The sequence below is a fragment of the Candidatus Melainabacteria bacterium genome (genome assembly GCA_003963305.1).
Classification (GTDB): domain Bacteria; phylum Cyanobacteriota; class Vampirovibrionia; order Obscuribacterales; family Obscuribacteraceae; genus PALSA-1081.
Genome location: RXJR01000004.1, coordinates 527,741 through 552,865, shown reverse-complemented (window position 1 = coordinate 552,865; position 25,125 = coordinate 527,741). Strand labels below are relative to the sequence as shown.

At 51.1% G+C, this 25,125-nt stretch carries 19 protein-coding genes; 11 read left to right on the top strand and 8 right to left on the bottom strand.

What is annotated here, in order from left to right; all coding sequences use genetic code 11:
* Window positions 1-29: 29 nt before the first annotated feature.
* On the bottom strand, window positions 30-593 hold the full coding sequence (locus EKK48_06610; protein RTL44919.1) for an NUDIX hydrolase: 564 nt from the start codon (window positions 591-593) through the stop codon (window positions 30-32).
* A 77-nt stretch (window positions 594-670) separates the two neighbouring features.
* Between EKK48_06610 and EKK48_06605 the strand changes: the two genes are divergently transcribed.
* Both EKK48_06605 and EKK48_06600 read left to right on the top strand, forming a co-directional pair.
* Window positions 671-2,020, top strand: coding sequence for a bifunctional folylpolyglutamate synthase/dihydrofolate synthase (locus tag EKK48_06605; GenBank protein ID RTL44918.1), 1,350 nt, complete (start codon window positions 671-673; stop codon window positions 2,018-2,020).
* Window positions 2,017-3,729 carry a carboxypeptidase regulatory-like domain-containing protein gene (locus tag EKK48_06600; GenBank protein ID RTL44917.1) on the top strand — a complete coding sequence of 571 codons (1,713 nt, stop codon included), beginning with the start codon at window positions 2,017-2,019 and terminating at the stop codon, window positions 3,727-3,729. The genes EKK48_06605 and EKK48_06600 overlap by 4 nt, the downstream gene beginning before the upstream one ends.
* A 66-nt stretch (window positions 3,730-3,795) precedes the next feature.
* Here EKK48_06600 and EKK48_06595 read toward each other — a convergent pair whose 3' ends face one another.
* Genes EKK48_06595 through EKK48_06575 form a run of 5 tightly spaced genes read right to left on the bottom strand, consistent with a single transcriptional unit; the run spans window position 3,796 to window position 12,396 of the window.
* Window positions 3,796-4,560: a hypothetical protein gene (locus EKK48_06595; protein RTL44916.1), complete on the bottom strand. Its 765-nt coding sequence runs from the start codon at window positions 4,558-4,560 to the stop codon at window positions 3,796-3,798.
* 49 nt (window positions 4,561-4,609) lie between these two features.
* Window positions 4,610-5,338 (bottom strand): hypothetical protein, encoded by a 729-nt coding sequence (locus EKK48_06590; GenBank protein ID RTL44915.1) that lies wholly within the window; start codon window positions 5,336-5,338, stop codon window positions 4,610-4,612.
* A gap of 55 nt (window positions 5,339-5,393) precedes the next feature.
* Window positions 5,394-6,368, bottom strand: a complete 975-nt coding sequence (locus EKK48_06585; GenBank protein ID RTL44914.1) for a hypothetical protein — start codon at window positions 6,366-6,368, stop codon at window positions 5,394-5,396.
* A gap of 41 nt (window positions 6,369-6,409) precedes the next feature.
* Window positions 6,410-10,360: a DNA-directed RNA polymerase subunit beta gene (locus EKK48_06580; protein RTL44913.1), complete on the bottom strand. Its 3,951-nt coding sequence runs from the start codon at window positions 10,358-10,360 to the stop codon at window positions 6,410-6,412.
* Entirely contained in the window at window positions 10,357-12,396 is a 2,040-nt protein-coding gene (locus tag EKK48_06575; protein RTL44912.1) for a tetratricopeptide repeat protein, read from the bottom strand. The genes EKK48_06580 and EKK48_06575 overlap by 4 nt, the downstream gene beginning before the upstream one ends.
* A gap of 303 nt (window positions 12,397-12,699) precedes the next feature.
* Here EKK48_06575 and EKK48_06570 point away from each other — a divergent pair, with 303 nt between their 5' ends.
* Window positions 12,700-13,596 carry a response regulator transcription factor gene (locus tag EKK48_06570; protein RTL44911.1) on the top strand — a complete coding sequence of 299 codons (897 nt, stop codon included), beginning with the start codon at window positions 12,700-12,702 and terminating at the stop codon, window positions 13,594-13,596.
* 337 nt (window positions 13,597-13,933) lie between these two features.
* On the top strand, window positions 13,934-14,494 hold the full coding sequence (locus tag EKK48_06565) for a diguanylate cyclase (protein RTL44910.1): 561 nt from the start codon (window positions 13,934-13,936) through the stop codon (window positions 14,492-14,494).
* A 23-nt stretch (window positions 14,495-14,517) separates the two neighbouring features.
* Here EKK48_06565 and EKK48_06560 read toward each other — a convergent pair whose 3' ends face one another.
* Entirely contained in the window at window positions 14,518-15,357 is an 840-nt protein-coding gene (locus EKK48_06560) for a hypothetical protein (protein ID RTL44909.1), read from the bottom strand.
* A 233-nt stretch (window positions 15,358-15,590) separates the two neighbouring features.
* Entirely contained in the window at window positions 15,591-16,139 is a 549-nt protein-coding gene (locus EKK48_06555; GenBank protein RTL45006.1) for a uracil-DNA glycosylase, read from the bottom strand.
* Window positions 16,140-16,373: 234 nt separating this feature from the next.
* Here EKK48_06555 and EKK48_06550 point away from each other — a divergent pair, with 234 nt between their 5' ends.
* The 7 genes from EKK48_06550 (at window position 16,374) to EKK48_06520 (ending at window position 25,092) form a co-directional block, all read left to right on the top strand.
* The gene (locus tag EKK48_06550) at window positions 16,374-17,321 is read left to right on the top strand and encodes a DUF2993 domain-containing protein (protein ID RTL44908.1); all 948 of its coding nucleotides are present in this window, start codon (window positions 16,374-16,376) and stop codon (window positions 17,319-17,321) included.
* Between the two features lie 31 nt (window positions 17,322-17,352).
* A complete protein-coding gene (locus EKK48_06545; GenBank protein ID RTL44907.1) occupies window positions 17,353-17,961 on the top strand; it encodes a hypothetical protein in 609 nt (202 codons plus the stop codon).
* A gap of 501 nt (window positions 17,962-18,462) precedes the next feature.
* The gene (locus EKK48_06540; GenBank protein ID RTL44906.1) at window positions 18,463-18,684 is read left to right on the top strand and encodes a 50S ribosomal protein L31; all 222 of its coding nucleotides are present in this window, start codon (window positions 18,463-18,465) and stop codon (window positions 18,682-18,684) included.
* A 113-nt stretch (window positions 18,685-18,797) separates the two neighbouring features.
* Complete coding sequence (locus tag EKK48_06535; protein ID RTL44905.1) at window positions 18,798-19,526, top strand: orotidine-5'-phosphate decarboxylase; 729 nt, start codon at window positions 18,798-18,800, stop codon at window positions 19,524-19,526.
* The gene (locus tag EKK48_06530; GenBank protein ID RTL44904.1) at window positions 19,514-21,244 is read left to right on the top strand and encodes a VWA domain-containing protein; all 1,731 of its coding nucleotides are present in this window, start codon (window positions 19,514-19,516) and stop codon (window positions 21,242-21,244) included. The genes EKK48_06535 and EKK48_06530 overlap by 13 nt, the downstream gene beginning before the upstream one ends.
* Before the next feature lie 179 nt (window positions 21,245-21,423).
* On the top strand, window positions 21,424-21,627 hold the full coding sequence (locus EKK48_06525; GenBank protein ID RTL44903.1) for a hypothetical protein: 204 nt from the start codon (window positions 21,424-21,426) through the stop codon (window positions 21,625-21,627).
* 84 nt (window positions 21,628-21,711) lie between these two features.
* A complete protein-coding gene (locus EKK48_06520) occupies window positions 21,712-25,092 on the top strand; it encodes a hypothetical protein (protein ID RTL44902.1) in 3,381 nt (1,126 codons plus the stop codon).
* Window positions 25,093-25,125: the final 33 nt, after the last annotated feature.

Genomic DNA, 25,125 nt, shown 5'->3' with positions numbered 1-25,125 from the left:
CTGATAAGTCTCTGGAGCCTGAGTGGCAGTTAAAAAATACGCTTGTACTTTTCCGCGAGCAGCATGCCTATTCCAGATACTGTTTTCGCATCGCGAATTTTTCCGTCGAGAACGAGTTGCCAAGCGTCCTCTGTGTCCAGAACGATGACTTCTGTCTCTTCGTCGTAGTCAAGATTTTTGCTGACGAGTTCGACTTCTGAGGCGTGGAACATGTAGAGCATTTCATTGCAGAAGCCCGGTGCCGAGTACATTCTGACAAGCTCGCGCCAAATTTTTGCACGGTAGCCGGTTTCTTCAGTCAGTTCACGTGTGGCGGCGTGCAACGGATCCTCTCCAATTTCGATGCGACCGGCCGGCAGTTCGAGCAAGTCTTCATCGACCGAGTATCGATATTGACTGATCAAAACCACTTTGTCTTCAGCGGGTTGACAGGCGATGACAACTCCCCCGTTGTGCTCGACCAGCTCTCGGATAGTCTCCTGGCCGTCTTCCAGGCGAACTTTGTCGACACGGAAGTTGACAATATCGCCTTCGTAGATGCGTTTACTTTCGACTTTGTGAGCGGCTTTGAAGACTGGCACGGGGAACTCCATTTGTTAGGTCAAGTCAAATCGTAACAGGTATGATCTGAGGCAACCTATTTGGTGTCGCAGTTTCAAGACATGTGTTGATGGATTATTCAGAGTGTCTCTCGTACATCGAGAGTTTGTCCCCAACTTTAGAGAAGCCGAGTTTAACCAGAATTGCGGCGTTTATGGCTGCGCATGGCAATTGGCAGAATCAATACCCTGTCATTCACGTGGCTGGAACGAACGGCAAGGGTTCCACCGTTGCTTTGATTGACAGCATTGCCAGAGCGGCTGGCTTGAAAACGGGTCGATTTACCGGACCTCATCTCTTGCGCTGGAATGAGCGGTTCCATATAGACGGCGAGCCAATTTCAGATCTCGAATTCGCTCGTATCGGCAGTTACGTTCGCGATCTTTCTCAAGAGTTCGCCTGTGCGAATCCGGAAATTGGTCCATTAACCTGGTTCGAATTTCTCACTGTAATCGCCTTTTATTGGTTCGCCGAGAACCGGGTCGATTTAGGGGTAATCGAAGTCGGTCTGGGCGGGCGGTTTGATGCCACCAATGTTGTCGGCAACGTCCTTGTCAGTGTAATAACGAATATCGATCTGGATCATACTCATATACTCGGTAATACCGTTGAGGAGATAGCGTTTGAAAAGTCCGGCATCATAAAATCAGCCGTTCCAGTGGTATCAGGTGCAAGCGGAGCGGCTCTGGGTGTGATTTCTAATCGAAGCAAGCAATTGGGATGCGACCTCTTTGCCATAAACGATAATCCGAAAGGAGAGCTTGCAAGCAAGATCCAGAGCGACTTTAATGCTTGCCGAGAGTCACTGGCGTTGCTTGGTTCATATCAGCAAGAGAACGGATTGTTGGCTGTGGCAGCCTTTCATATCAGTGGTTTAGCGGCGCGAAACCCCGGACGATCGCAGCAAATCATTCGCTCCGGATTTGAGCACGCATACTGGCCGGGTCGCTTACAAGTCGTGCGGGTGCCTGGATCCGATAGAAAAATTGTTCTCGATGGTGCGCATAATGTGGCCGGTGCTGAGGCGTTGCGAGCGGCACTGGAACGTATTCATCCCAGGAGAAAGATTCAATTTGTTATAGGTTGTTTCGAGAACAAGAATGCCAGACGAATCGTGGATGCGCTTGTGCGTGCCGGTGACTGCGTTTACGCCAGTCAGGCTGCGACACGCAGAGCTACCTTTGACAAGGAGCAGCTGGCAATCTTTTGTAACGAGCGTGGGGCTCGCGCATCAACCTACGAGACGATCGCAGACGCTTTTCGGGCTGCGCTGGACAAATCTGAACTGGTAGTGGTGACCGGGTCTTTTGCCACAGTTCGCGAAGTCATGATCGCACTTGGTTGGAAATCTGTAGAAGATGGGAGTCCAGAATGCGTTAAAATCTCAGACGAACGAAAGCGGACCGAGGATTTATTTTGACTTCGACAGTCTTCACCTTCAACTTATCCGGTACAGTCCGCCATCAAGGTTTGAGCATTTCAGGTGTGACTGTCTCTTTGTATGACCAGGGCGTCACCGGTCCAGAGGGGCTGGTTGGCAGGCAGCGCACTGGCACCAGGGGAGAATTCAACTTCGGTGTTTGTCCCGGTGGCTATCGCATTGAAATCGAACCCGACCCAAACACGAGGTTTCTGCGCACTTCAAACGAGTTGAATGTAAACGGCAACACTATGTTGAACGTTGGTCTTGTCACGGGAAATATTTTAAAGGTCAAGGCTGTCACCAGATCTGGTGCTCCAGTCACAGCCGGTGAAATTCTTGTGTCGGCGAGAGAACCGCTGACCTATAGCGCCTCTGCTGTGGCGGGGCGTGATGGCAAATACGCGGTGACGCTGCCCCGAGGCCGGTTCAACGTGGCCTTCCGTCATTCCCCTCAATCGGGAAGCGAGGGTGCAAAAGCCGGCAATCTGCCTTTTTTGACAAGTACTATCTATCAAGTTGATTTACAGCGCGACGACAGTCTCGAATTTGTTTTGCCGGATATGTGTAACTTCGAGGGGCGCGTCACAGATGTGTTTGGTGTGCCGGCCGCCAACGTGAAAGTGAAATTGACGCCTGCTAATCAGGAAAACGAGTTGCTCGAACAGCTCAATATCGACGTCACTTGCACCACCGATGGTAACGGCGAGTTTCGTGCTCTTGTTGAGTCAGGTGTTTACGATATCTCCATTGAGCCCGATCAAGCCGGATTGTTGTTCGCTGCCACCGAAAGCAATGTAGAAGTTTTCGCCGACTTGAAAAAGGACTTTCAACTGGCCGAGGGTTTTCGACTGCGCGGGCAGGTGCAGTACGAGCTGACACCACTGGCGCAATGCCTTGTGCGTATTCAGGGATTAGATAGGAAGATCGATCTGTTGACCAAGACCGATGAAGCCGGGCAGTTTTCTGTCGGTGTGCCGGGTGGTACCTATAAATTGGTCGTCTCAGCCCATCCCAAGCATGCTCCGTCAGTCACTCTTGACGGTGCGCAGTTTAGCGGCTTAGCGCCGTGGACTCGCATGGTTGTCGTTGGCGCTGACACGCAGCTTCCGGTGAGGCTTGTCCAGGGTACACGTCTTTATGGACGCATTGCCGACGAATCAGGGCACACTCGCAACGGTATTAAAGTCTCGGTTTATGCAGACGATGACCGAGATTTGTGTGAATCTGAAAACGATGTTCCACTGTCAACCTGTATGACTGACGCTGAAGGTCGATACAGCTTTTTCATAGCGCCCGGCTCTTACTGGCTGGCGGTGCATACTGATCTGTCGAACGCCCAGAAGATTGAAATTGGATCGGAGCCTAAAAACCTGGATATTGATTGGCATGGATGGTGTCAGGTCAAGTTCGAGGTGGTGGGCGAATCCAACCAGAAAGTGGCGCGCTGCCGAGTGGCCTACAGCCCATACGGCAATGCTATCACAGGCGATGGCAGCAGTAAGTCTCTGCCTAAAGGTTCAGTCTTAACCGATCCTGACGGTGTCTGTAATCTGACCATACCGGCTGGAGTTTATTCGCTCCGTTTTGCGCCGCCGTCAGACAGTGCCTTCGAGTCTAAAACTGTAAAACAGATTTCCATCAGTCACGATTTGAGCAAGACTATTCGCCTCGGTTTGAAAAACAGTTCTCAGGCATCCGAGAGCTGATTTCCGGCAAATAAAAAGGCGGCATAAAAGCCGCCTTAAACCCAATCAATCGAGGACAAACAAATCTTAGATGGCCACCGCTGTGAATGTCGGTGTTGCGAAAGCAGCAACTACATTCGTACCGAACAAGTCAGCGGCGCGTTGATCCGCTCCTTGCCAGGCTGATTTCACGATACCGGTTTTGTAGAGCTCGTGGTGAGTCGAGAAGAAAACATTCTTGCTCACGCTCGAGTTTGAAAGAAGAGTCTGAACTGCAGCTTGATGTGCTTCATCGCGTGAGACGATCAAAACTGATTCGACTCCGCCTTTGATGGCGCTTTCGATGTTGCTTATCAGTTCGGCAGTTGTGGCCGGGTGATTGATGATGCCGAAGTTGCGAACGTTGCCTCCGACAGTCAGTTTCACTATGGCATCAACATGCTTCTTCTGTCCTTCGACGGCTTTGCAGGTCGTCCATGTGAAATCGGAAATTTCATTTTCTTTGACACCAATCAAGTGCATCATGCGCAAGTTTGCAACTTCAAGCAGATGTCTTTGAATGTCGGCGTCGAACAGATCAACTTCTTCTTCTTTGAGATTTGAGACAGTGCGAGCCAGGGGCGCCAACATGTAGACCAGTGGCTTTGTTGGAGTCGTCCACCAGGGCAATTTTGTCGCGTGGCGGTGGCAGAGCAAGTAGTCGAGATAAAAGAGTTTGCGTAGTCGATCGCGGATCAAGACAGGTTTGTCATCGCCTGAGATGAACCAGGAAATATGTTTTTCGAGAAGAACCTGATGCTCATCTATCAGCTTGAAGATGAGATGGTCTCTTTCATTGAGTTGGATTGCCATTGCCTGCGGTCCTCGGATTTGTTTGGGGTGTTTGTTCGGAGAAAGACTTTTACTTCGGTAGCGCCTGAATGTGATTTGGCGTTTGATTGGAGACGTACTGCCAGAGCTTGTCGGTTTGTCTGGGCTGGTGGACGTGATACACATCTCTCAGGTGCATATCCATTGCGTGCAATTCTTTTTGTTGGCTGGCAATGCTGTCTGCGCGGTCATTGATTTCTTTGAGCTGGTCCTGCAGTTCTTCGATCGTTCTGGCTGGTGGGCGAGGGCGGATCAAATCTTCGTAGACAGCCGCTTTGTCGTCGTACCAGGCAGACATCAGATTTTGATATTCCTTCAAAGGTGCATGATTTGGAGGAACCGGTGCAGTTTTTAATTTCTTGGCGAGAACTCTGTAGTTGTGAGCTACTTTAGATGCAGTTTTAGACCATGCTATAACGCGCTCTGCTTCCTGGTTGAAGTTGGTTTTGAGGATGATTCTGTCTGTGTCGGTCGGCATTAAGCTGAATGACACATTGTCGAAATTCTCAAACCAGGTGAGCGCCGGAGACGTCGTTGACATCATCGCCATTGAGCCCTGTCCAATCGGATTGGCAGCAGGAATCATGCTGGCGATTTGATCGGCAGCGGATTTTCTAGGCGGGTTTTGATTTCTGTTTCCGGGTGTGACGTTGGAGAAAACATCCATTCCGTTCGGAGCGGCGTAGGCTGGAAACAATGTCACGCAACCTGCTACAAGGCTCAGTGCCGTTGTTGCTATCAGTAGTGTTTTTGTCTTCATTGTTTACCGCGTCCTTTTGACTACCTGAGAATCTTTGTTTTGTCTGCTTCGTCGATTATGGGTTGTTAGCATTGCCGAATGGAACGACTGGTATGCCGCTTCTTCCGGCTCCGCCGACGCCACCACCCGGGGTGACCGGTACTCCTGGCGGGCCTATGTTTGCATCGTTCACTTGAGCTGTTTGCGGTCTGTTCTGATTGATTGCCGGCGTGTTGCTCATTGCTTTGAATGTGTTCATCTGGACGACTTTCCAGATTGTGTAGCCCATGAGCAGGAGCATGAAACCAGCTGCGGTGCCTATTACTCTGGCGCCACCGTAAGGGTGACCGAGCACCATGGAGTAGGCTGCCAGTGCCATGAACACTGTGGCGCAGACGACGCCGAGAATGACGAGATAGCGGGAGAATGTTCTTACTGTCGGCAGCGGACCCTGGAAGTCGTAGCTATTGTTTTCGTTGGCTTTTGGGTATCCGGTGGCTGGTGAATCGTTGTTGATTTTCTTGCGATTGCCGTTCATTTGATATTGCGGCCAGGCTGCCATTGCTTGCTGCAACTGTTCGATCTGACCATCAGAAGCGTTGACCTGAATGATTTGTTCGCCCGAGAGCAGGTTGACGCCGAGAATACCTTGCACTTGACCGAGTTGATCAGCTGAGAGCTGGTCTGGACGAATCGTCATGACCATGCGGTTGCCGCGTGGCTGACCGAGTGCACCGCCATTGCTGTTGCGGTAGACGTTGACGACTGTTCTGTCGCGACCGACGCCATTTGGGAAACTGTTGCCTGTGGTTGGATCAGCTGTTCCAGTGGGAACAGGAGGAGCACCGATTGTGTCGCCGGGATTGACCGGCGCAGGAGTATCGCCGCTGCCAGGCACTTCTGCTTGTGGTGTCGTGTTCTGGCTGGGGTATCCGAGCGGTTGTGCAAACTGGGCAAGCGCTGCCAACGGAGAGAAGACGCTCAGTGCGCCGAGCATAAACAAAGACAACGCCGTGGTCTTGATGAACTGCTTATGTGCTCTGCCTGACATGTACGATTTCCTAGTGATCCGACTGCACCACTAGTATGCTTTTAAGATTCTTCGTCGTCCATGATGTAATTACCCTCACCATGGGATTTTTCCCCTTCGCCGCCCTCACGAGGGTTTGAGGATTTGACCGGCTCTGTGGGGGGCTTTACCGTTTCAGTAGTATTTCCGAGGTTGAGCAGCTCTGAAGCGAGCGACTGGAGATCGCTGAGCGACGGAAAGTCAAGCGACAGCTTTTCTTGTTGGCTGGAAAGTTCAGGCGCAATCGCTGCTGACAAATCTGATAAATCAGCGCTGGAAAGCGCAAAACGCTGCTCGCCGGCAGGTTGCGCAGTCGGTGGGGCGAATTCGGCTGGTTTCTTGAATTCGTTCGGTTTTCCGAACTCGACCGGTCTGCCGAAGTCGATAGGAGCAGCGAATTCTTCAGGTTCATCGAATTCCTGCATTCTTTGATTGTCTTCCTGGTTGACTGTTCCACTGGCAAGCGTTCCATCAGGTCCGAGAATGTCGCTTGTGGCGTCGTCGATGAAGGAAGCGAGATACGCTTCATCGCTGTCGTCGATGTCGTCGATGATTGGTTCTTGCGAAACTTCGATGCGCGGCTTGAAGCCGTTCTTGCCGGTTGTGACTGAGGTGATGACCGGTGCTTGCAGCGGTCGACTGATAGGAACATAGTCGCCGGCTGGGATTTCGAGAATCTTGACTCCTTCTTCTTCTCTCGTATCGACGGCGGAGACCATGTACTCTTCTTCGAGTGTCTTTGGAGGTGGTTCTTTCGATGGGGTCGAGCAACTCTTATCTTCGACAACGTCGAAGCTGTCTACGATGCGACCAAGTGTCATCTCGAAGCCAAGTCCGCGAATTTCGCAGCACAGACCGTCGAATGCAGCTGTACGTCCTGGTGCGCACATCGGGTTGCCCTGGACGATGTCGGCGTAAGACTGGTGCCGTCCGTGTAAGTCGTCGGCTTTGATGGTCATCATTTCGTTGAGAATATTGGCAGCGCCGTAGGCTTGAATAGCCCAGACCTCCATTTCGCCCATACGCTGTCCGCCGTGGTTTGCTTTTCCGCCCACGGGCTGTTGTGTGACAGCGGCGTAAGGTCCACCCAATCCGGATCTTGCGTTGATTTTGTGGAGAACAAGCTGATTCAACTTGAGCATGTACTGTCTGCCCACAAGCACCGGGCGGTCAAATGGCTCTCCCGTTCTGCCGTCGGTCAGAATTACTTTGCCGTCCTTGCCCATCCACTCGTAGCCGGGTGTTTTTCGAACCTCGGCAAGTGCGTCTCTGACCAGGTTGAACGAGGCGTCAGGTGAGATAGATTCGTCGAACTGGTGAATGCGGTAGTAGCGATTGAGAATCTGCGAGTAGAGCCCGAGCTGCGTATCGAACACCTGTCCCACATTCATACGGCTTGGTACGCCAAGCGGGTTGAGGCAGATGTCGACTGGTGTGCCGTCGGGCAGGTAAGGCATGTCCTGGTCTGGCACGACAATCGAGACGATCCCTTTGTTTCCGTGGCGTCCCGCCAGTTTGTCGCCTACTTCAACGGGGCACATTCGGGCAATCAGTACTTCGATTTCGCAGATCAGACCTGATTTCAACTCAGGCGTTGTTTCCGGCGTGAAGATGCGCACGTCGATGACTCGACCGCCTGAGCCGTGCGGCACGCGCAGACTCGTGTCTTGCATTTCTTCTGCCACCTTGCCGAAGATTGCCTGGAGGAGTTCTTCTTCCGCACTCATGGCGCGCTGTTCTTTCGGTGCCAGCTTGGAGACGAGGATGTCGCCCGGGTTGACATAACTGCCTATCTTCGCGATGCCGCGCATGTCCAGGTGTTCCAGATCTTTGTTGGCCACGTTGGGAAGTTCAGGCGTGAGAACCTCAGGACCACGCAAAGTCTGGTGAACACCGACCGAGTGCTTTTCTATTTCTATATGACTGAGCTTGGCGTCTCGAATCAGTCCTTCTCTGAGGACAATAGCGTCTTCGAAGTTCTGACCGCGCCATGACAGGAAGGCGATAAGAAGATTGCGACCGAGAGCCAGTTCGCCGTTGTCGATGGCAGGACCATCGGCGATGATTTGACCGGCTTCGACTTTCTGGCCTTCTTTGACGGCGGGCCGCTGGTCCAAAATTGTGTTCTGGTTAGTGCGGTCGAAGCGTATTAGATTGTAAGTTCGTGATTCGCCGCTTGCCTGGGTAACGACGATTTCGTTGCCTGTGACTCGTGTGACAGTGCCGGCTCGCCTGGCGACGATAGAGTGTCCTGATGAACGGGCGACGATTTTCTCCATGCCTGTGCCGACACGCGGGCGCTCAGGCTTGATAAGCGGCAGGGTCTGGCGCATCATGCCACCACCCATGAGGGCGCGGTTGGCATCGTCGTGTTCTAGAAATGGAATCAGACCCGATCCGACAGAGATGAAACCCTGTGGCGCGATACCGATCATATCGACGTCTTTGGGCTCCATCTCAAAAAACCTTTCGCCGCGTCTGCCGCTGACGAAGGGTCCTTGAATCTCGTTTTCAATTACTCTCGTATCAGGTGGTGCCAGCGAGTAGACTTTGTCGTCGGCGGGGGTGAGATAGCATACTTCGTCGGTGACTTTGCCTTCTACAACGCGGCGGTAGGGCACGGTCAGGAAGCCGTCTTCGTCGATGCGACAGTAGGTCGCCATGTACGCTACAAGACCGCAGTTTTTTCCTTCTGGTGATTCAACCAGACAGACTCTGCCGATTTGAGAGGGATGCACGTCGCGCATTTCGTTGGGAGCGGCGTTTGGATCGATACCGCCTGGTCCGAAGGAGGTGATTCTGCGTCTGTGAGACAGCTCTGAGAGCGGGTTTTGCTGGTCCAGATACTGAACGAGAGGATTGCCCGAGAAGAATTTGACCATGGCGTTGGCGACCGGACGGCAGTCGACCAGGTCGTTGGGGCTGCCTATCTCTTCGTCTTCATTGAGCTCCAGCCTCGTTCTCAGCGACTTGACCATCTGAGCCAGAGCCGGTCGTACGGCGCGCGTCAAAACGTCGCCGACACCGCGCAAATGGCGGTTCTCCAGGCTGTCTATGTTGTCTGTGGTGCCGTTACCCAGTGGCAGGTTGAGAATATATTCGACGGCTGCCATGATGTCTTCGGCACTGAGTTGCAACGACTCGTGGTCAACGCCAAGCTTCTTGTTGACACGTTTTCGACCGAGGTGGCCCATGTTGTAGCGGCGTTTCTCGGTCAATTCTTTCAACGCCGTGACGCCACCACTGGCGCCACCACCGCCGTCCGGTTTCCAGCCCCTGCCCACGACTGCCAGAGCTTCAGTCTGTGACACTTTCTTCCACTCGATGCGGTTGCGCTCGAGCAGGGGTGCGATTCTTTTGGTCATGGTGTTCTCGTCGACACCCATCGCCGTCAATACGGTCGTTGCTGCAATCCAGCTGCGTTTAGGCAGTTTGATTCTGCATTTGGCGCGACTGGTTTTGCCCGAACCGGGATCGAGTTCCAATTCGATGCTGACTGGTGCGCCCTGTTCTGCCAGCCAGAGAGCTTTGTAGCTGCTAGGCCCTCCCTGTGAAAAGTAGATGCCTGGAGCGCGGACAAGCTGACCGAGTACGACACGTTCAGAGCCGTTGATAACAAATGTTCCGCGGTCGGTGATTACAGGCACGTCGGCAACGTAGGCGGTTGATTTACGCAGTTCGTGGGTCTGGGTGTCGCGTAACCAGACTTCCATCATCATGCGCTTTGCATGAGTCATGTTGGTTTTGCGCGCCGCCTCGGCTGACGTCGGATAGCCTGAGTCGGGTGCGTAATCTTCGAATCGCCAGTGGACTTTGCCGTCCTGGCCGACAAATGAGACTTCGTAGCGGGTGCTGAACTCGCTAGCTATTGGTGAAATTTCAGCAAACAGATTACCCAGTGTTTCTTCAAGGAACTTTCGGTAAGATCGCCTCGGAAATTCGGCTAGATCAGGTGCCTGAAAGTAAAAGCTCATTGAGGTGCTCCGGCTCCGTCGCTCGTCATAGAGCGTTTATGAATGGACATAGCTCTCGCTAGATCTTCAGCATAAGCCTTCTGCTTCGGATTTAGTGCGCTTGCAATCCTAAATTCCGAGATTGCTTCGCTAATTTCTCCGGCTGACATCAGATTGACTGCCAGTCGGTGGTGTATGTCCGGGTTCTGGAGATTATCAGACAGCAGTTGGCGGAGAATTGTCACCGCTCCCGCGTAGTCCTTTTGTGCCTCGCAGGCGCTCACTTTCGCGAGATTGTCATTGGCTGCAGGCGCTGTAGTTTGAGGTGCTGTGATACCGGGGGCGGCGGCGACTGCCGTGCCTGATTGGGCTGCTTCCGACTCGTCATGAGTTCTGAAGTTCATGGTCTGGGGAAGGGTTGGTGAGCCGCTTCCGCCTTCAAACATATTCTTTCTCACGCCACTGTTATCAGTCGGCATGCCTTGAGCCAAAGCTGCAGGCGCGGTCTGCTGTGTTTGCACGGGCATCGCTTGTGCTTGTGGTGTTGCCAATGGTGAATGTTGTGAGTTTGCACCCGTCAATCTGTTGGTCACCTGGCTGATTGCGTTTTGCGATTGCTGAGCTGTCATGCCGCTCTGATTTTGCATCGCTTTCATGCGAGCGGCGGCTTCTTTGTTGTTTTCCGGGTCGATAAGCACGCATGTCAGGTAGGCCTGGTGCGCATTTTGATAGTCGCCATTTGCTTCCAGGCATTCACCTAGAAGAAACTGATATTCGGCATTTCTTGGCTCGAGCATGACTGCTTGATTGATTTCTGCCAGTGCTTCGCGGCGCAGCCCCTGGTTGTAGAGGGTGGTGGAGGCGAGTTTATGTTTCTCCGCTTTCGCGTGCTGGTAGGCGCGACTGAGGCTGGCACGGCCGGCTTCCAGTCCTGGATTTTTGGGATCGAGAGCTTCTAACTTTCTATATGAACTCTCTGCGCCGACGAAATCTCCAGTCAGTTGCAGAGCGCCCGCCAGACCTAGATGATTCTCTGCCAGTAAAGGATTTGTTGCTACTTGTTTGCGCCAGATCTCGACAAGTTGCTGCCCGGCTGCCACGTCTTTCGGGTCGAGAATGACTGCCTTGCGCAATGATGCCGCCGCCGATGTATTGTCACGCTGAGCCAGCGCCAGGAATCCCAGTTGCCTGTGGGCTGCGCCACAGTTTGGATCTTTGATGATCGCTTGACGATACCAGTTCGTTGCTGTGGTGATCTGTCCGTAGCGATAGGCCATATCGCCCATTTTTACGTATGTCTTCCCGGACGGCTCAATCTGCATGGCTGCCTGGTATTCAATCGCCGCGCCTTCGAAATCATTTGCACCGGCCAGTTGATCGCCAACTTGAATTCTCACGTCTGCATTGGTTGCATCGAGCCCGCTCTTCTTCATGCACTCGACCAGCATTTTGCCGGCCAGACCGTTATCAGGTGCTGCGCTGAGAGCTTTGCGGAACATGCTGGCAGCGCCCGCGTAATCTTTCTGGGCCATCCGTTGTTGGCCGAAAGCTGTGCGTGCCGCTGACAGATTGACTCTGAACTGTTTGTTCTTGGGGTCGTATTGAACAGCTTTTTCATGGGCTGCTATCGCTTCCATCCAGCGACCCTGTTTACCCAGGGCGACGGCGCTGTTGTTGGCTTCTATGGCGATCTGAGCCTGCTTGTTATAGGCTTCGATTTGCTGCTGCTGTGCTTTTGCTTCTGCGTCGAGCTGTTGCTTTTTGGCGAGAGCGGCGTTTTTCTGGGCTTCCAGTTCGTCTGCTTTCTGTTGTTTCTCGACTTCGCGCGCATCTGGACGGCGCTTGAAGCGAGTTGCGCTTGGCGGTATCACGGTCTCTTCGCCGTTGGAGAAGTCTTTTGAATCGCGCTCATGAGGCAGAGGCGCTGCATTGAGCTTGGTTGCGAATGCCTGCTCGGTGGCCAGACCGAGCTGAATGCTCATGGCTACTGCGAGGGTGTAGATGAATTTATGGACGTTAGTCATTTTTGCTTGAAAATCTGGTGAGGTGCAATACATATAATTTCCGAATGTGAGCACAGCTTAACGATTCCGCGGCTGCCAAGTCTATTGGGGGATATCCCACAGGCTTCGTATATTTCCCATACTTGATATACCCTTGGCGTCTCAAATCTGCGTGCTGGAAAGGGATTGACTTGACGAAGGGGGCGTCATCCCTTACCTTTCCACATATGGAGTTTTGGAATACTCCGTCAGTTCTCTGAGGCGTTGTTACAATTAACCAGTGGCCCAAGTGCCAGATTTTAAAAACTAGGTTCGGAGATTTCCTTGGATTCTTATTCACAACCGCAGAGGCACTCAGTGTTCCGACCACGTACAGTGTTGTGTGAGCGTCACGAACTGATCCGCTTCGGTCTCAAACGGGTTGTTTCAGAAGTAGTCGAAATTGTTGGAGAGGCATCCGACGGTATGGCGGCGATGGATTTGATTCGTCGCATGAAGCCTGATTTCGTAATAACAGATGTTGACCTCGATATTTTGAACGGCGTAGAAATCTGCCGGCGTGTCCATGATGAGATGCCAACGGCTAACGTGCTGGTGTTGACTGACTCCTATCACGCCACCAAGTATCACAATCAGCTTGTGCGCGCGTCGGCGCGTGGATTTTGCTTGAAGAGTTCCGGTCCACGTACTTTGTTCGAGGCAATCGAGCAAGTAACGCGTGGCTTGCCGTTTTGTGACCCGAAAATCACCCAGCTGGTGAAGCAGAGCCCGGCAACTTCGATGCCGAATTCGAACCTCACCGATCGCGAAATTGAAGTTTTAATTCGACTTGACTTGCGCAATAAAGAAATTTCAGAAGAACTCGATATGAAATTGCGTACAGTTGAAAAACATATCGAATGTATTCTTGCCAAGTTGAAAGTGCCGACAAGAACCGCCGCAGCTTTGAAAGCCGTGCAGCTTGGTTATGTGTTGTTGCCCAAGATGCCGGGACGCGACCCTGTCACAGGCGTCACGCACGAACAGACAGTGGCCGAGTTGCAAGCTGAGTTGGCCATTGCCAACGAACACTTGAAAGCTTTGCTCAAACAAAACGAGTTGTTGAAAGAGGCTTTGAACGAGAAGTTGCGTCCGAGTGGAGGCAATCCGAATGCTCCGCAGAACCCGCCACCCCGACCACAACCGCGTCGCGAAGACGAGATGGAAGGGCGGTCGTCAGGTTCGCCACCGCCAGATCCGTTCCGTCCGGAATAAATAGAGCTGACTCCACAGAATTTTTGCTGGCACCGTCTGTAGTGCGGCATGGTTGTGACTAATTTGTGTACGGACTTCTGTCTCCGGTCATCGTTTTTGAAAGTATAAAGAAAAGGTGATGGTTGAGCCGTTTCATTTTGCTTGCAGAAGCTTTTCAACTGCTCCTTTTAAGGCGCGTAAAGTCTGGAATTGCTTTCAGTAAACGGGTTTACAAAACATGTTTAACAAATAAGCGACGGGCGCGATCCTGAGTGGATAAAAGATCTTACAATCACCACGAGCTGCTTTCAGGTATCCGTTGGAATCCCAGATGATTATGCACCCAGAGGTGAAATGAATGTCCAACCTATACGGAGCGCCGAACGGCATCGAACGTCGCGCTTATCGCACTACCAATGCAACCTTGAACAGCATCCCTGCGGTCAACCCGCAACAGTCGACATCGGGAAAGCTAAGCGATCCGCTCAAGCGCACATGCACACGTGAGTACCTGGTGCAGTTGCTGGAAGGTCAAATCGAACTTGCCCTTGAGAACAAGTATCCTCTTAGCGTTGTGCTGGCTGAATTTACAAGCCCAGATGGTTCGTTGCAAGAAACGGAAGCAGTACTGTATGCGGTGGCACAGCAGTTTAACCTGAACTTGCGCCCAACTGATATTGTTGTGCGATTCAGGAATAAGACTCTGGCATTGATTCTGCATGAATGCGATGAAATCGGTGCTCGTTTAGCCAGTCAGAGATTGACAGCGTTTCTCGGTGAAGGCGTGAGAGTTGGCGCCGAGAAAGTCGTGCTGAAACCGCACTACGGGTTCTCTTCTCAGTTGACTCGCGACAGTGACAGAGCTTCTAAGCTTTTGTCCAGTGCTGAAGTTTCTTTGAGAGCACTCCAGGAAGCATAGAAAACAAACCGGCGAACAGTCGGTTAGAAGTCGAAGACTCTCGAGCCCAGAGCGAGAGGCTCAGGCGGTTCGCTTGAGATCAATTCGAATTCGAACAGGGCATCGAGCATGTCGCGGAAGAAGGCGTTGGAAGTAGCCATCTCCTCTGCGCTATTGATGCGGACTATATCGAAAAAACTGAGCACGTTACCCCAGGTTTGATCTGGGTTGAAGTTGCTCGACACTGCAAAGCCGGTCATTCGCGAGGCCAGTATCTTTTCTCGGATGCGGTGTTTTTCAAACAGTTTTTCAACCAGTTGTGGATGAGTGGTTTTGATGACAAAGCGGCTATCAACGTCATAATGCCCGCTCTTCACCTCGGTTCCAGCATCACTTCTGGGCTTTCTGTCGCCTACTTCTTTCAGCTCAGGCCACAACCTGATCACGTTTTCGAGTGGCTTTGACAGCCATTCCACGGAGGTGCCTCGGGTGATTATACTGAGCTGAAAATCTTGTTTTGGAACGAATCTCGTGCCTTGAACAATCAGCATCACTTTGCCTGGAAATATGAGCGGGAACTCGGCTGGGCCAAGAACTCGGGTCACTAATTTCCAGTGCTTATAACGGACGGTGATGACGGGAAACTTCAGTTTGTCCACCAGTCGCTGGCGTAATTCCATGTCGAGAAGGGCGTTTCCCGAGTTGAGCTTGGGAATGTCTTCTTCGTTTTTGTACATGCGCCCTTCTGAAAGTGTTCCACCTTGCTTGGCGGTGAAATTTTTGACCGTGCGCATCATCTCTTTGTGGTACTTCTCAAGCCAGTCGTCACCTTTGTTTCTCCAAAGGTCGAAAAATCGCGAGGCTAATTTTTCCCAGGGCTCCATGAAGCTACTCCAGCCGCATCAACGTGTAAGCATATGCGAGTGATTTGTCGAGCAGTCGACTTGCGCGGTTCGTATTCTGTTGAACCACTGATCGATTGTGCAGGTAGATCCTATTCCATTTGAGGATGTTTGGATTTGATTTGAAACCTGTTTGGAACATTATGTTTCGCGGCGTCAGGGCGACGAGATCAATAGTGACCAGCATCGACTATCGTCGATAAGGATTGGTAGCTCTACTGCGAGTTGACCATATCAAGCCAGGCTGGATGCTCTCCGAGCAGCTTAAGAGCCTGAGCCAGTAATGTGATGCCGGGCTCTTTTTTAAACCATGTCGATGCGCCGGACGGGTGGGGCAGTGGTATCACGTCACATGTCTGTTCGAATGCTTCGACCTGGAATTTCTTTCCGATGATTTCGTTGAGCGGAGCTATTGGCAAGAACTGTTCAATCGCTAAACGACCGACTGGCACAATCAGTTCAGGTTTCATTAATTGAAATTCTCTGTTCATCCAACTCGAGCAAGTGCTCACCTCTTGAGCGGATGGCACTCGATCGCCGCCCTGTTTGGTTTTTCCTGGAAAGCACCGGCAGACGGCGCCGATAAACGCTGAAGATCGAAATTGTTCTTCGTTCAAGCCGATCGTTTCGAACCACTTAAACATTGTTTTACCGGCCGTCCAGGCGAAGGGGCGGCCGAATGAGCCTTCTCGTGGACCCGGGGCCTGACCGCAAAGGTAGACTTTGCTCACCACCGGTGTAGGTGTGATTACCGGACCAATCATTTTTGGACAGGCAGTGCACTTCCTTACCTGGGCAAGATGGTCTTCTAGTGTTTGCTGAAGTTGTGTGTTCGACATTTGAGAGGGAACCGCTGACTGATAGAAGTTATTTGAGAATAGTCTATGCAGCAAGGAAGCGCCTTAGTAAGGTGAAGATGTTAAGAGACATTCCTTTTCGCCGGCAGTGGGATTTGCTATCCTTTGCAGCCTGGCATCGTGCCTGTCCGGGTTGAAATTATGATTCTGCAAATGAATATTCGTCTGGTTAGAAAGTTACATTTATCAGCACTGTATCTGACTCTCGCTCTGACTGCTCAGGTGTCATCGTATGGGGCTGAGCCAGCGTCAAGTTCGCCTTCTACGACCGATCCGCCTTTTCCGATTGGGAGCAAATTCAGTCGAACTGTTCAAAAGGTTACCGGTATTACGTTTATAAGTGATGTAATTGCTGGACAAGCCGCCAAAAAAGTATTGCAGAAGAAGCTTGGTGGCAAGGTAAAAGTAAAAGTAAAGACCTTCGGTTTGACAGATCTGGTCGCCGGAAAAGTGAAGTCCGTCTCTGTTTCCTCTGATGGTGGCTCCATTAAGAACGTTCCGCTCGGAGAGATTGAAATGGCTTCAGCCACGCCTATCTGGTATCAGTACAGGCGAAAAGAGGGAAAGAGTCTAGGATTGCAGACTCCTATTTTATTGAACGTGAAGGGAAATCTAAGCTCTCATGATGTTGTTGTTGCCCTTGGCTCAGAGCGGATTGCCAGATCTATGCGTGGTCTCAAGTTAGACCTGCCCGGTTTAGGAGATCAGCAACTGCAGGTGGTGCGTCCCCGCGTCGATATTGGTGAGGATGAACTGACAGTCGATGCAGTTTTGGTTACTGCCGGTGCCGCCGAAGAAACAGGCGTTCCAATCAAAATTGCTGGACGACCGGTGCTCGAAGGAGACAAGATATTTTTGAGAGGCATGAAGGTCGAGTCGCCTGACATAGTCGAACCGGAAAAGTTTTCAGCCTTTGCAGAGGAGCTGCTTAATCCGATTGTTGACTTCAGTCGGATGGACAGAAAAGATCATGCTTTCAGGCTCAAGGAACTGGCAGTCAGTAAGGATGTAGTGCATGGTGGCGGCCAACTTTTGATTGCGCCGAAGCCCACAGCGGCAGTGGCGCAGTCGACGAGAGCGGGCGAATAGGCTATTCTAGACTTGGGTCTGGAGCGCAGCATTGCGGCACGATAAAAGCAACGAATCTTTTTCAGATTTTTCGAAGTCTCTGGTGAAGTCGATTGGCTCTCAGTTTTTTGCCCTTCTGCCGGCCATAATCACAACTTTTTTTGCAGCCTCGCTTTTGACGTCGTGCTCTCACCATACGCAGTTGCCCAAGTCAGAGCGGCATGTCACCGGTGTTATCAAAGGACATACCGATTCCGACACCCGCGAGATGAAGATCTGGTTTGTCAAGCCAGCGCATGACGAAGTCAGTCTCGTACCGGTGATCCGAACTCTTACCCATAGCGATCAACTAGCCGAGGCGGTCGAGCAACTGTTATCTGGTCCTACTGCAACGGAAAAGGATTCTGGACTGTCCAGTGAAATCCCGAAAGGAACTACGTTGTTGGGTGTGAAACGTACTGACGGGGAAGTTGAACTTAACCTGTCTAAAGACTTCGCCTCTAGTGGTGGTGGCACATCGCTGGAAACAAGAATCGAGCAATTGAGCCGAACTGTCTCTGATCTGGCTGGATCGCAGAAGGTATATCTGGCTATTGAAGGTGAGCGCGTCAGCGCTGCTGAATTTGATGGGCTGGAAATCAAGCAACCTATAAATAACTGACTTATTCAGAAGTGCTTGAGTCAGCGAAAGTCGAATCCGCTGTCTGGATATCAAGTGTCTGCGGTTGACCTGAGTCGGACGGCAGATAGGCAGCCGGGGGGGGGGAGTCAAGAAGGTGTCGACTCAAACGACAACGTAAAGGCAGCTATGGGAACCAAGTTTCGGTTCGACCATTTTAGAGACCTGTGAGAGCGCTAAATCGGGAAGTACCAGTCCCTGGATTGCTTATGGATATTGGCGTCGCAAGGATTCTATGCAAAATAAGATGGGTAGGTTCTGGGTGGCATTACCTTTCTACTGAGAAAACTCAACCGATAGCGGTTGGACAAATTTCTCGATACTCAACCGATAGCGGTTGACTAAATTTGGATGGGTTTTCAGGAGATCAGACCGGCTTATTACGTCAGGAACTTAATCATTCTGTTTAGATTGGGGCTGAAGTCCCGATGTTTGTTATGATATCTATTCGCTTCACACAATCTATATCAAGCAAGGTCTGCCATGAAGGAAGGAATTCACCCTCAGTATCAAGAAGTTATCGCCACCTGTGTGTGCGGTAATTCAGTAGAACTCGGTTCAACCAAACCACAAATAAGAGTTGAAATCTGCAGTAACTGCCACCCGTTCTATACCGGTCAGCAAAAAATTGTAGACACGGAAGGTCGTGTTGATCGCTTCCAGAAGCGCTACAAGCTGGACAAACACAAAGTTGGTTCCAAATAACTAGTGTCCTCTTTGATTTTGGAAAGCTTGGCAATATTTAATTGCCAGGCTTTTTGTTTAGCCATGGTCTCTCCAGTTCGCTCAATACAGCAGGTGTCAGGATGCCGCCAACCATGAAAACCAAAACTGCACGTGAGAAATTGATTCTCGCGCTTGATGTTCCGTCAGAAGCAGAGGCTTTGAACATAGTCAAAGAGTTGAAGGATGAGGTCGGTCTTTTCAAGATTGGTCTTGAACTGTACGCACACAGCGGAACGCGTTTGTTCGAGGCGATGAGAAGTGAGGGCGTTTCCTTTTTCTTCGACTGCAAGTTTCACGATATACCAAACACCGTAGCCAGAGCCAGTCAGGCTCTGGTTGGACAGGGCATTGCCATGTTCAATGTGCATGCCACGGGCGGCTACGAGATGATGCGAGCCACGATCGAATCTACGCATAAAGCGGCACAGCAAGCTGGTGTTGCTGCGCCTAAAGTAATTGCCGTGACTATGCTGACCAGCATTAATGATCAGGAAGCCGGCGACATAGGCTTTGGACAGACGGTGTCTCAAATGGTGCCCCGCCTGGCTGCCCTGACAAAAAGGGCCGGCCTCGACGGTGTCGTGGCCTCGGCGCAAGAGGTTACTGCAATCAGGGAGGTCTGCGGTCCGGATTTTCTCATCGTTACTCCGGGAATACGTCCAGCCTGGTCGTCTAGCGACGATCAAAAGCGTATAGTCACGCCGGCTCAGGCAATTAAAGATGGCTCTGACTATCTTGTCGTGGGCAGGCCGATTACTCAGTCTTCCAACCGCCGTGATGCTGCACGACGAGTCGTAGAAGAGATGGAATCGGTCAGTTGAGAAATTTAGCCCTACTGCTCGCCTGTTTTTTAGCTGCTTTCATCACACCGGTTTTTGCCGCTGAGGAGCGCCCGGTCAACTTCATCTTCTTGATTGACGTGTCAGGCAGTATGGTCTTGAAGTCCACTATGGTCACCGCCAGTGATGGCAGTCAGGTGACATTGTTCGAATCGCTCAGGCAGGCACTGAAGCAGGTTGCTGCAGATGAACGTCTGATCAATCCAAAGAGCAGAATTTCATTTATCACTTTCGGTACGAAAATTACTGAGAAGACAGATTGGCCTTCGAAACTAGAAACGGCTGAAGACAGGCAATCACTCTTGAGAGTGATTCAATCTCCAGAGGCTCTAAGCGCCGACAAGCATGGCGACACATATATGGGAGGCGCGCTGGCGCTGGCTTTGCAAAAGGCGAATCAGCTTTACTCTGAGACCGACCCTTGCACGACAACTTTCATAGTCATGCTTACGGATGGTTGGGATGAACCACCGCCTGGTGCTGCTGTGAAGGTTCGCGATATCTCAGCACAACTGACCAAAAAGCAAAACGAGATCTTCAAGAAGGTCGGAATTAAAACCTGGAAAGTACTTGTGATCGGCTTGCAGCGACTGCCTGACAGGAAAGCGGGAACGACAACTGCAAAAGAGCTTGCTGAAATGCTTGGCGGCGATTTTATTGATGTGACAAAACAGGCTGGTGGTACGGTTTCGGAGAGGATCTTCCTCTCTTTGAAGTCACAAGTTGAGCAGTTGAAAGGACAGCTGACGCTCGGGCAGGGCCTGAGCTTGAAAAACGGCATTGTTGATTTTGGCACTGTTGTAGGCAACGGTTCGGCAAAAGCATCTTTTCCATTGCAGCTGAAGTCCTGTTATGCAGAAGAGATAAGCGGTGTCAAAGATGTCACAAGCAGTGTCGCCGCCGACAAGTTGAAGGCAGTTCTTGCCTCTGCCGCGACTGTCACTGGCGCTCCCTGTCAGTCTGTTACTTCCATTCCCGCAAATGCAATTACGTTGCACGTTGCGCCCACCCAGGTAGCACCGGCTGGTGAGCCTGGAAATCGCACCTTGACGAGCCAGGAGATAAATATCGATGCGCAGGCGCACACGAATTGCCCGGCTGGTCATTATGCCGGCTGTTTCAAGCTCGACTCCAGCGCTAAAGTGCCTGACTTCATAGGCTGGACTTTGCGCGTGCCGGGACGCGTAGTTGCAGAGCCTGAAGCGATCAAAGTGAAGATGCGCAAGCCTGGATTCTTATGGGCTGAGGATTCGGATGTGGACCTGATTGGCAAGATCAAAGAATTGCCGGGTGCACATGCGCAAGCGAATTACGATATTGAGATTTCGCCACAGCAGGCAACAATGGTGAGTTCGAAGAAAGGCGATGCAAGCGATGCTCGGGCAATTCCCAGAGAGGAGATGAATGGTGGCAAACCGCTTTCGTTCGCGCTTGATACCTCAAAATCGGACAGTCATGATTTCAAACTCAATGTTCTGGTGAAATCGAATCAGGCGCCGGGCAAATACGCTGGAGTTCTGGGTGTGCATGTATCTGGACCTCCAGAAACTGTAGCGCCGACGGAAATTCCATTTGAGATCACTGTAGAGCCAAGTGCCTGGGAAGAAATCGCACCGCTGGCAATTCCGATTTTTTTCATTCTCATTATCTGTACTGTTTTTGGGCTTTTCTTGTGGATCACTAACCTGAAGAGGGACTGATCGGCAATGTTGAAGGTTTGCTTAGTCTAAGATTGCTATACTTTCCTCCTCAGGTCCGACCCTGTGACGCTTTCCAAGTGTTGGCGTGTCCGCTGAGACCCGTTTGAATTAGCCTATGATTGGGCTAAAGCGTGATAGTACAGACACAGCAAGTTGTAAAACGAAGGACGGCGAAGTCGATGGAAATGGTTGGGTGGTATGTAATTCTGGCTGTCGCCGCAATTGCAATCGCGATTGCGCTGCGTTTCGTTGTTTACACCATGCTTGTAAAAAACAGTCGGTGGCTGCCCGAAAAAGCCACCAAGGTCGCCAATATAGCAAGCGGTGCTATTGCAGGTCTGGCCATTCTCGCTATCGTCGGCAAGGCCCTTTTAACTCACTAATTAGATCATTGGCTCTGTTCGTTTGTCTGGTCTTGACGGCGTTCAGAATATCGCTCGCAGCAGAAACAACCGGGAGTTTGCATCATGGCAATAAGGACAATTCCTTCTCTGGTAATCGGGTTGGGTGGCACTGGCAAACGTGCTCTGACGCACTTGAAACGCCGCATCTATGATACTTATGGGCGTGCTGACTTGCCATGGATCCGCCTGCTGTCAATCGATACGGATAGTGCTGGAGTCAATAACCCGCCTGTGATCAGTCAACGCACTGGTGAGTATATTTCGCTCGGTACAAACGAATTGCGAGTCATCGATCAAAGCGATACTCCTCAAATCATCAGCAATCTAGACTCACCTGAAAACAGGCACATTAAGGATTGGTATCCGGATCCCGAAATGCGAGTGGATTTCCCGAAAGCCGCGCGTGGCTCAGGACAAGTGCGGATGTTTGGCAAGATTGGTTTATACAAGGGCGAGAATCTGCACACTACTTACAGATGGTTGCAACAAGCTGCTCACGAAGTATCCGATCCGGCTGCCTGGGAAGATTTCACAAATTTTGAAGTCGACCCTACCTTGCAGTTCGTTTATATCATTTGCTCCATATGTGGTGGCACCGGCAGTGGTATGTTTCTGGATGTTGCCTATATGCTCAGAAAAATTGTCGGTGTAGATCCATCGACGCGACGATTTATAGGCATGTTTGTCATGCCTGAGGTATACGAGCCGGTCGTGGAAAACCAGCATATCCGGCGCATTTACTCGAATGGCTATGCGGCCTTGAGAGAGCTGGACTACCTCCTCAACAGTCCCAAGCGCTCCTACATTATCAAAGGGAAGGATCACACTTTTGTTGATTTCCCAAAGGATGTGCCACCATTTGATTTTACTTTCATGTTCAGCAATAAAAACAAGCGCGGTGCGGTGATTTCGCAGCGTCAGGTTTCCGGCGATAAACCAGTTGCAGCCGATGATCGTGTGTCACAGTATATGTCTGAGACTATCATGACTGATGTGTTGTCGCCTCTGACTGAGCGGAGCGAGTCGATTTTAAGCAACATTTTTACGTCGATTAGCGAACCGGAAACGATGGGCGATCGCACCTTCTATAAAGCATATTCTGCTGTTGGTGTATCGTCGGTTAAGGTGCCACCGATTGCGTACTTTCAGGATCTGCTTGAAATCAAGATTACAGATGCGGTGGTTGACTTTCTGCTCAGGCCGGACCCGGACATCACCGAGAAGGCTCTAGCAAAGCAATTCTTTGCAGATAACTTGTCCAAGATAGAAGATTCGCTGACGCTGAAAGCAAGTCTTGGTACTGATGCCTCATACGGACGTTACCTTTCGCGTGCCTTCTTTGAAGAGTTCAAACAGAATCGACCGGCTTGCATAAACAAGTTGAAGCAATGGTCGGACACAATTGTTTCTGAAACGGTTGATCCAGAAAGTCCTCTCGAGATTGAGAAGATTGCCGCATCCGCCAGTAAGCAGGCAATCAGTAATATTTCGTCTGTTCTGGATACAGGGCTTAAATCGTACGTCAAGGATCCGGAGCGTGGATATGTGTTCCTGCGAGAGTACCTTGAGGAATTGATTGCTTTGGCGCAGCAAAAATTGGCACAGGTGCCACCATTGGAGGTGCATGAAGGTGATGCCAGAAGACCTGTAAAAGAAGCGATGGATTCGCTGCAGCGCGTTTCAAATGATGTGCAGCTGCCCGTTTTGCGAGATACTGTGGAAGTTCTCCTGGAGCGCCTGGCAAACTATTACGATAATTTCGGGCGTGACGGTCGCAGTCGCAGCATGCTGGTCAATTTCTACAATGACCTGATCAAGCTGTTCCAATCTGTGCACGCAAGTATCAAGTCGCTTTCGGACACGATCACTGTCGTCAATAAGGAAGGTGAGCAGAAGCTTTCCGCGCGCATAGCGACGATGGGTGATACATCACAGGAGAGAGTGCTGATCGACAAGTCTTTGATCGGTCGAAAAGAAGTGGAGCGTTTTCTTGACGGTTTACTGGCACAACTGTGGGAGAAAAATGACTGGAAAGCGGTTTCTCCTGTGCTTTCGACTGAGACGAAGAGTCTGATTACATCTGAACTGGCCGGCAAATTATTCGCCATGCATCTGGATCCATCCATCGACGCAGATTCCAAGAAACAAAAAGTGGAGGAGATGATTCGCGTATTCGTCAAAGAGAAGCTCTTTGACAAGCTTTTCCCCAGTGATCCCCAGAGCGGCACAATCAAAGAACCTTTATATACAAATTCTGATGGACGGAGTTTGTTGCTTGATTTCGCCAATGATAATCTGCTGCCGCTCATGATTGCGCACAGCAGTCCGTTGTGGTCAGTGCAGACCCATCAGATTGGCTCTGCCAGTTCGCCTGTGACGTTCGTCGGTTTGAATGGAATCAAAATTCCAGAGACAGTGGTCGAGGATTTGCAGGAGCAGATTCCGAATTTTCGCACTACCGATATCGTTCTTTCGGATGTCGAGCCACGTGTAGTAGTGAAGCAATACGATCCACTTTATTCGCTGGCATCAATGAACGGCATTGCCGATTACGAAAATTATTACAGAAATACTGATCGCAAGATGAACCCGATGCATACAGACGTGAAGTTCGTCACCGAGCCGAACCCTTATCTACAGTGGCTTTCGTATGAGGTGCCTGAGGATACTTCCGTCAAGACTTGCCCGGTTGGGCATGACATTACTGCCGCTCTTGCAGATGATGCAAAGTTCTGCCCTGCTTGTTCGAAAGCTGGAATGAAAACGCTCATTGTGCCAGGCAAAATGTTGTGTCCAAAATGTCAACACATAATCGACGAGGGCAGCCGCAAGTGTCCTGAGTGTTCTGCGATTGTGATTGAAGATAAGAAGGCGCAGGAAAAGACCTGGCCGCTTCAGCGTGGCGATGCGAAGAAAGAGCTCTGTCCTGGATGTGTGACATTAGGTCGTGAGAATCCTGAGACGATGATCTTGAAGACAGGAAGTGAGGCTGGTGGCGCCAAGAGCTACTGTCCAAGTTGTGGTTCAGTCTGGGCGAATCTTTGTCCTTACTGCAACGCGCCTCTGGAGAAACCAACAATATGCACTAAGGGTAGTGACAGGTGCATCTTCGAAGGTCCACCGATTGTGTTGTGTGTCTCTTGCAGCTGCCCTGTGACGCCGGATACGACGAAGTGTCCGCGCTGTTTTAAAGACCTGATTGAGTGTGATATATGCCGCAAGGAAGGCAAGGAGAAGCGCATGTTGCCCAAGGGCACTGAGTGTCCACAGCGACACGTCAAAGCTGCGCCGGTCAGTGCGGTTACAGAGACTGTCGCGAAAGTCGAAACCACAGTTGCTGCGGAACCTGGGACTAAAGTCGATGGCACTGCCGCTTCCGGGTCAGAAAAGTCTAGTAGTGAACCGACTGCCGAAGAACCGGTGACTGCGAAGGCACCTTCGTGACAACCTGCCTCGTTCTTTCGAGTAAAATCTAGT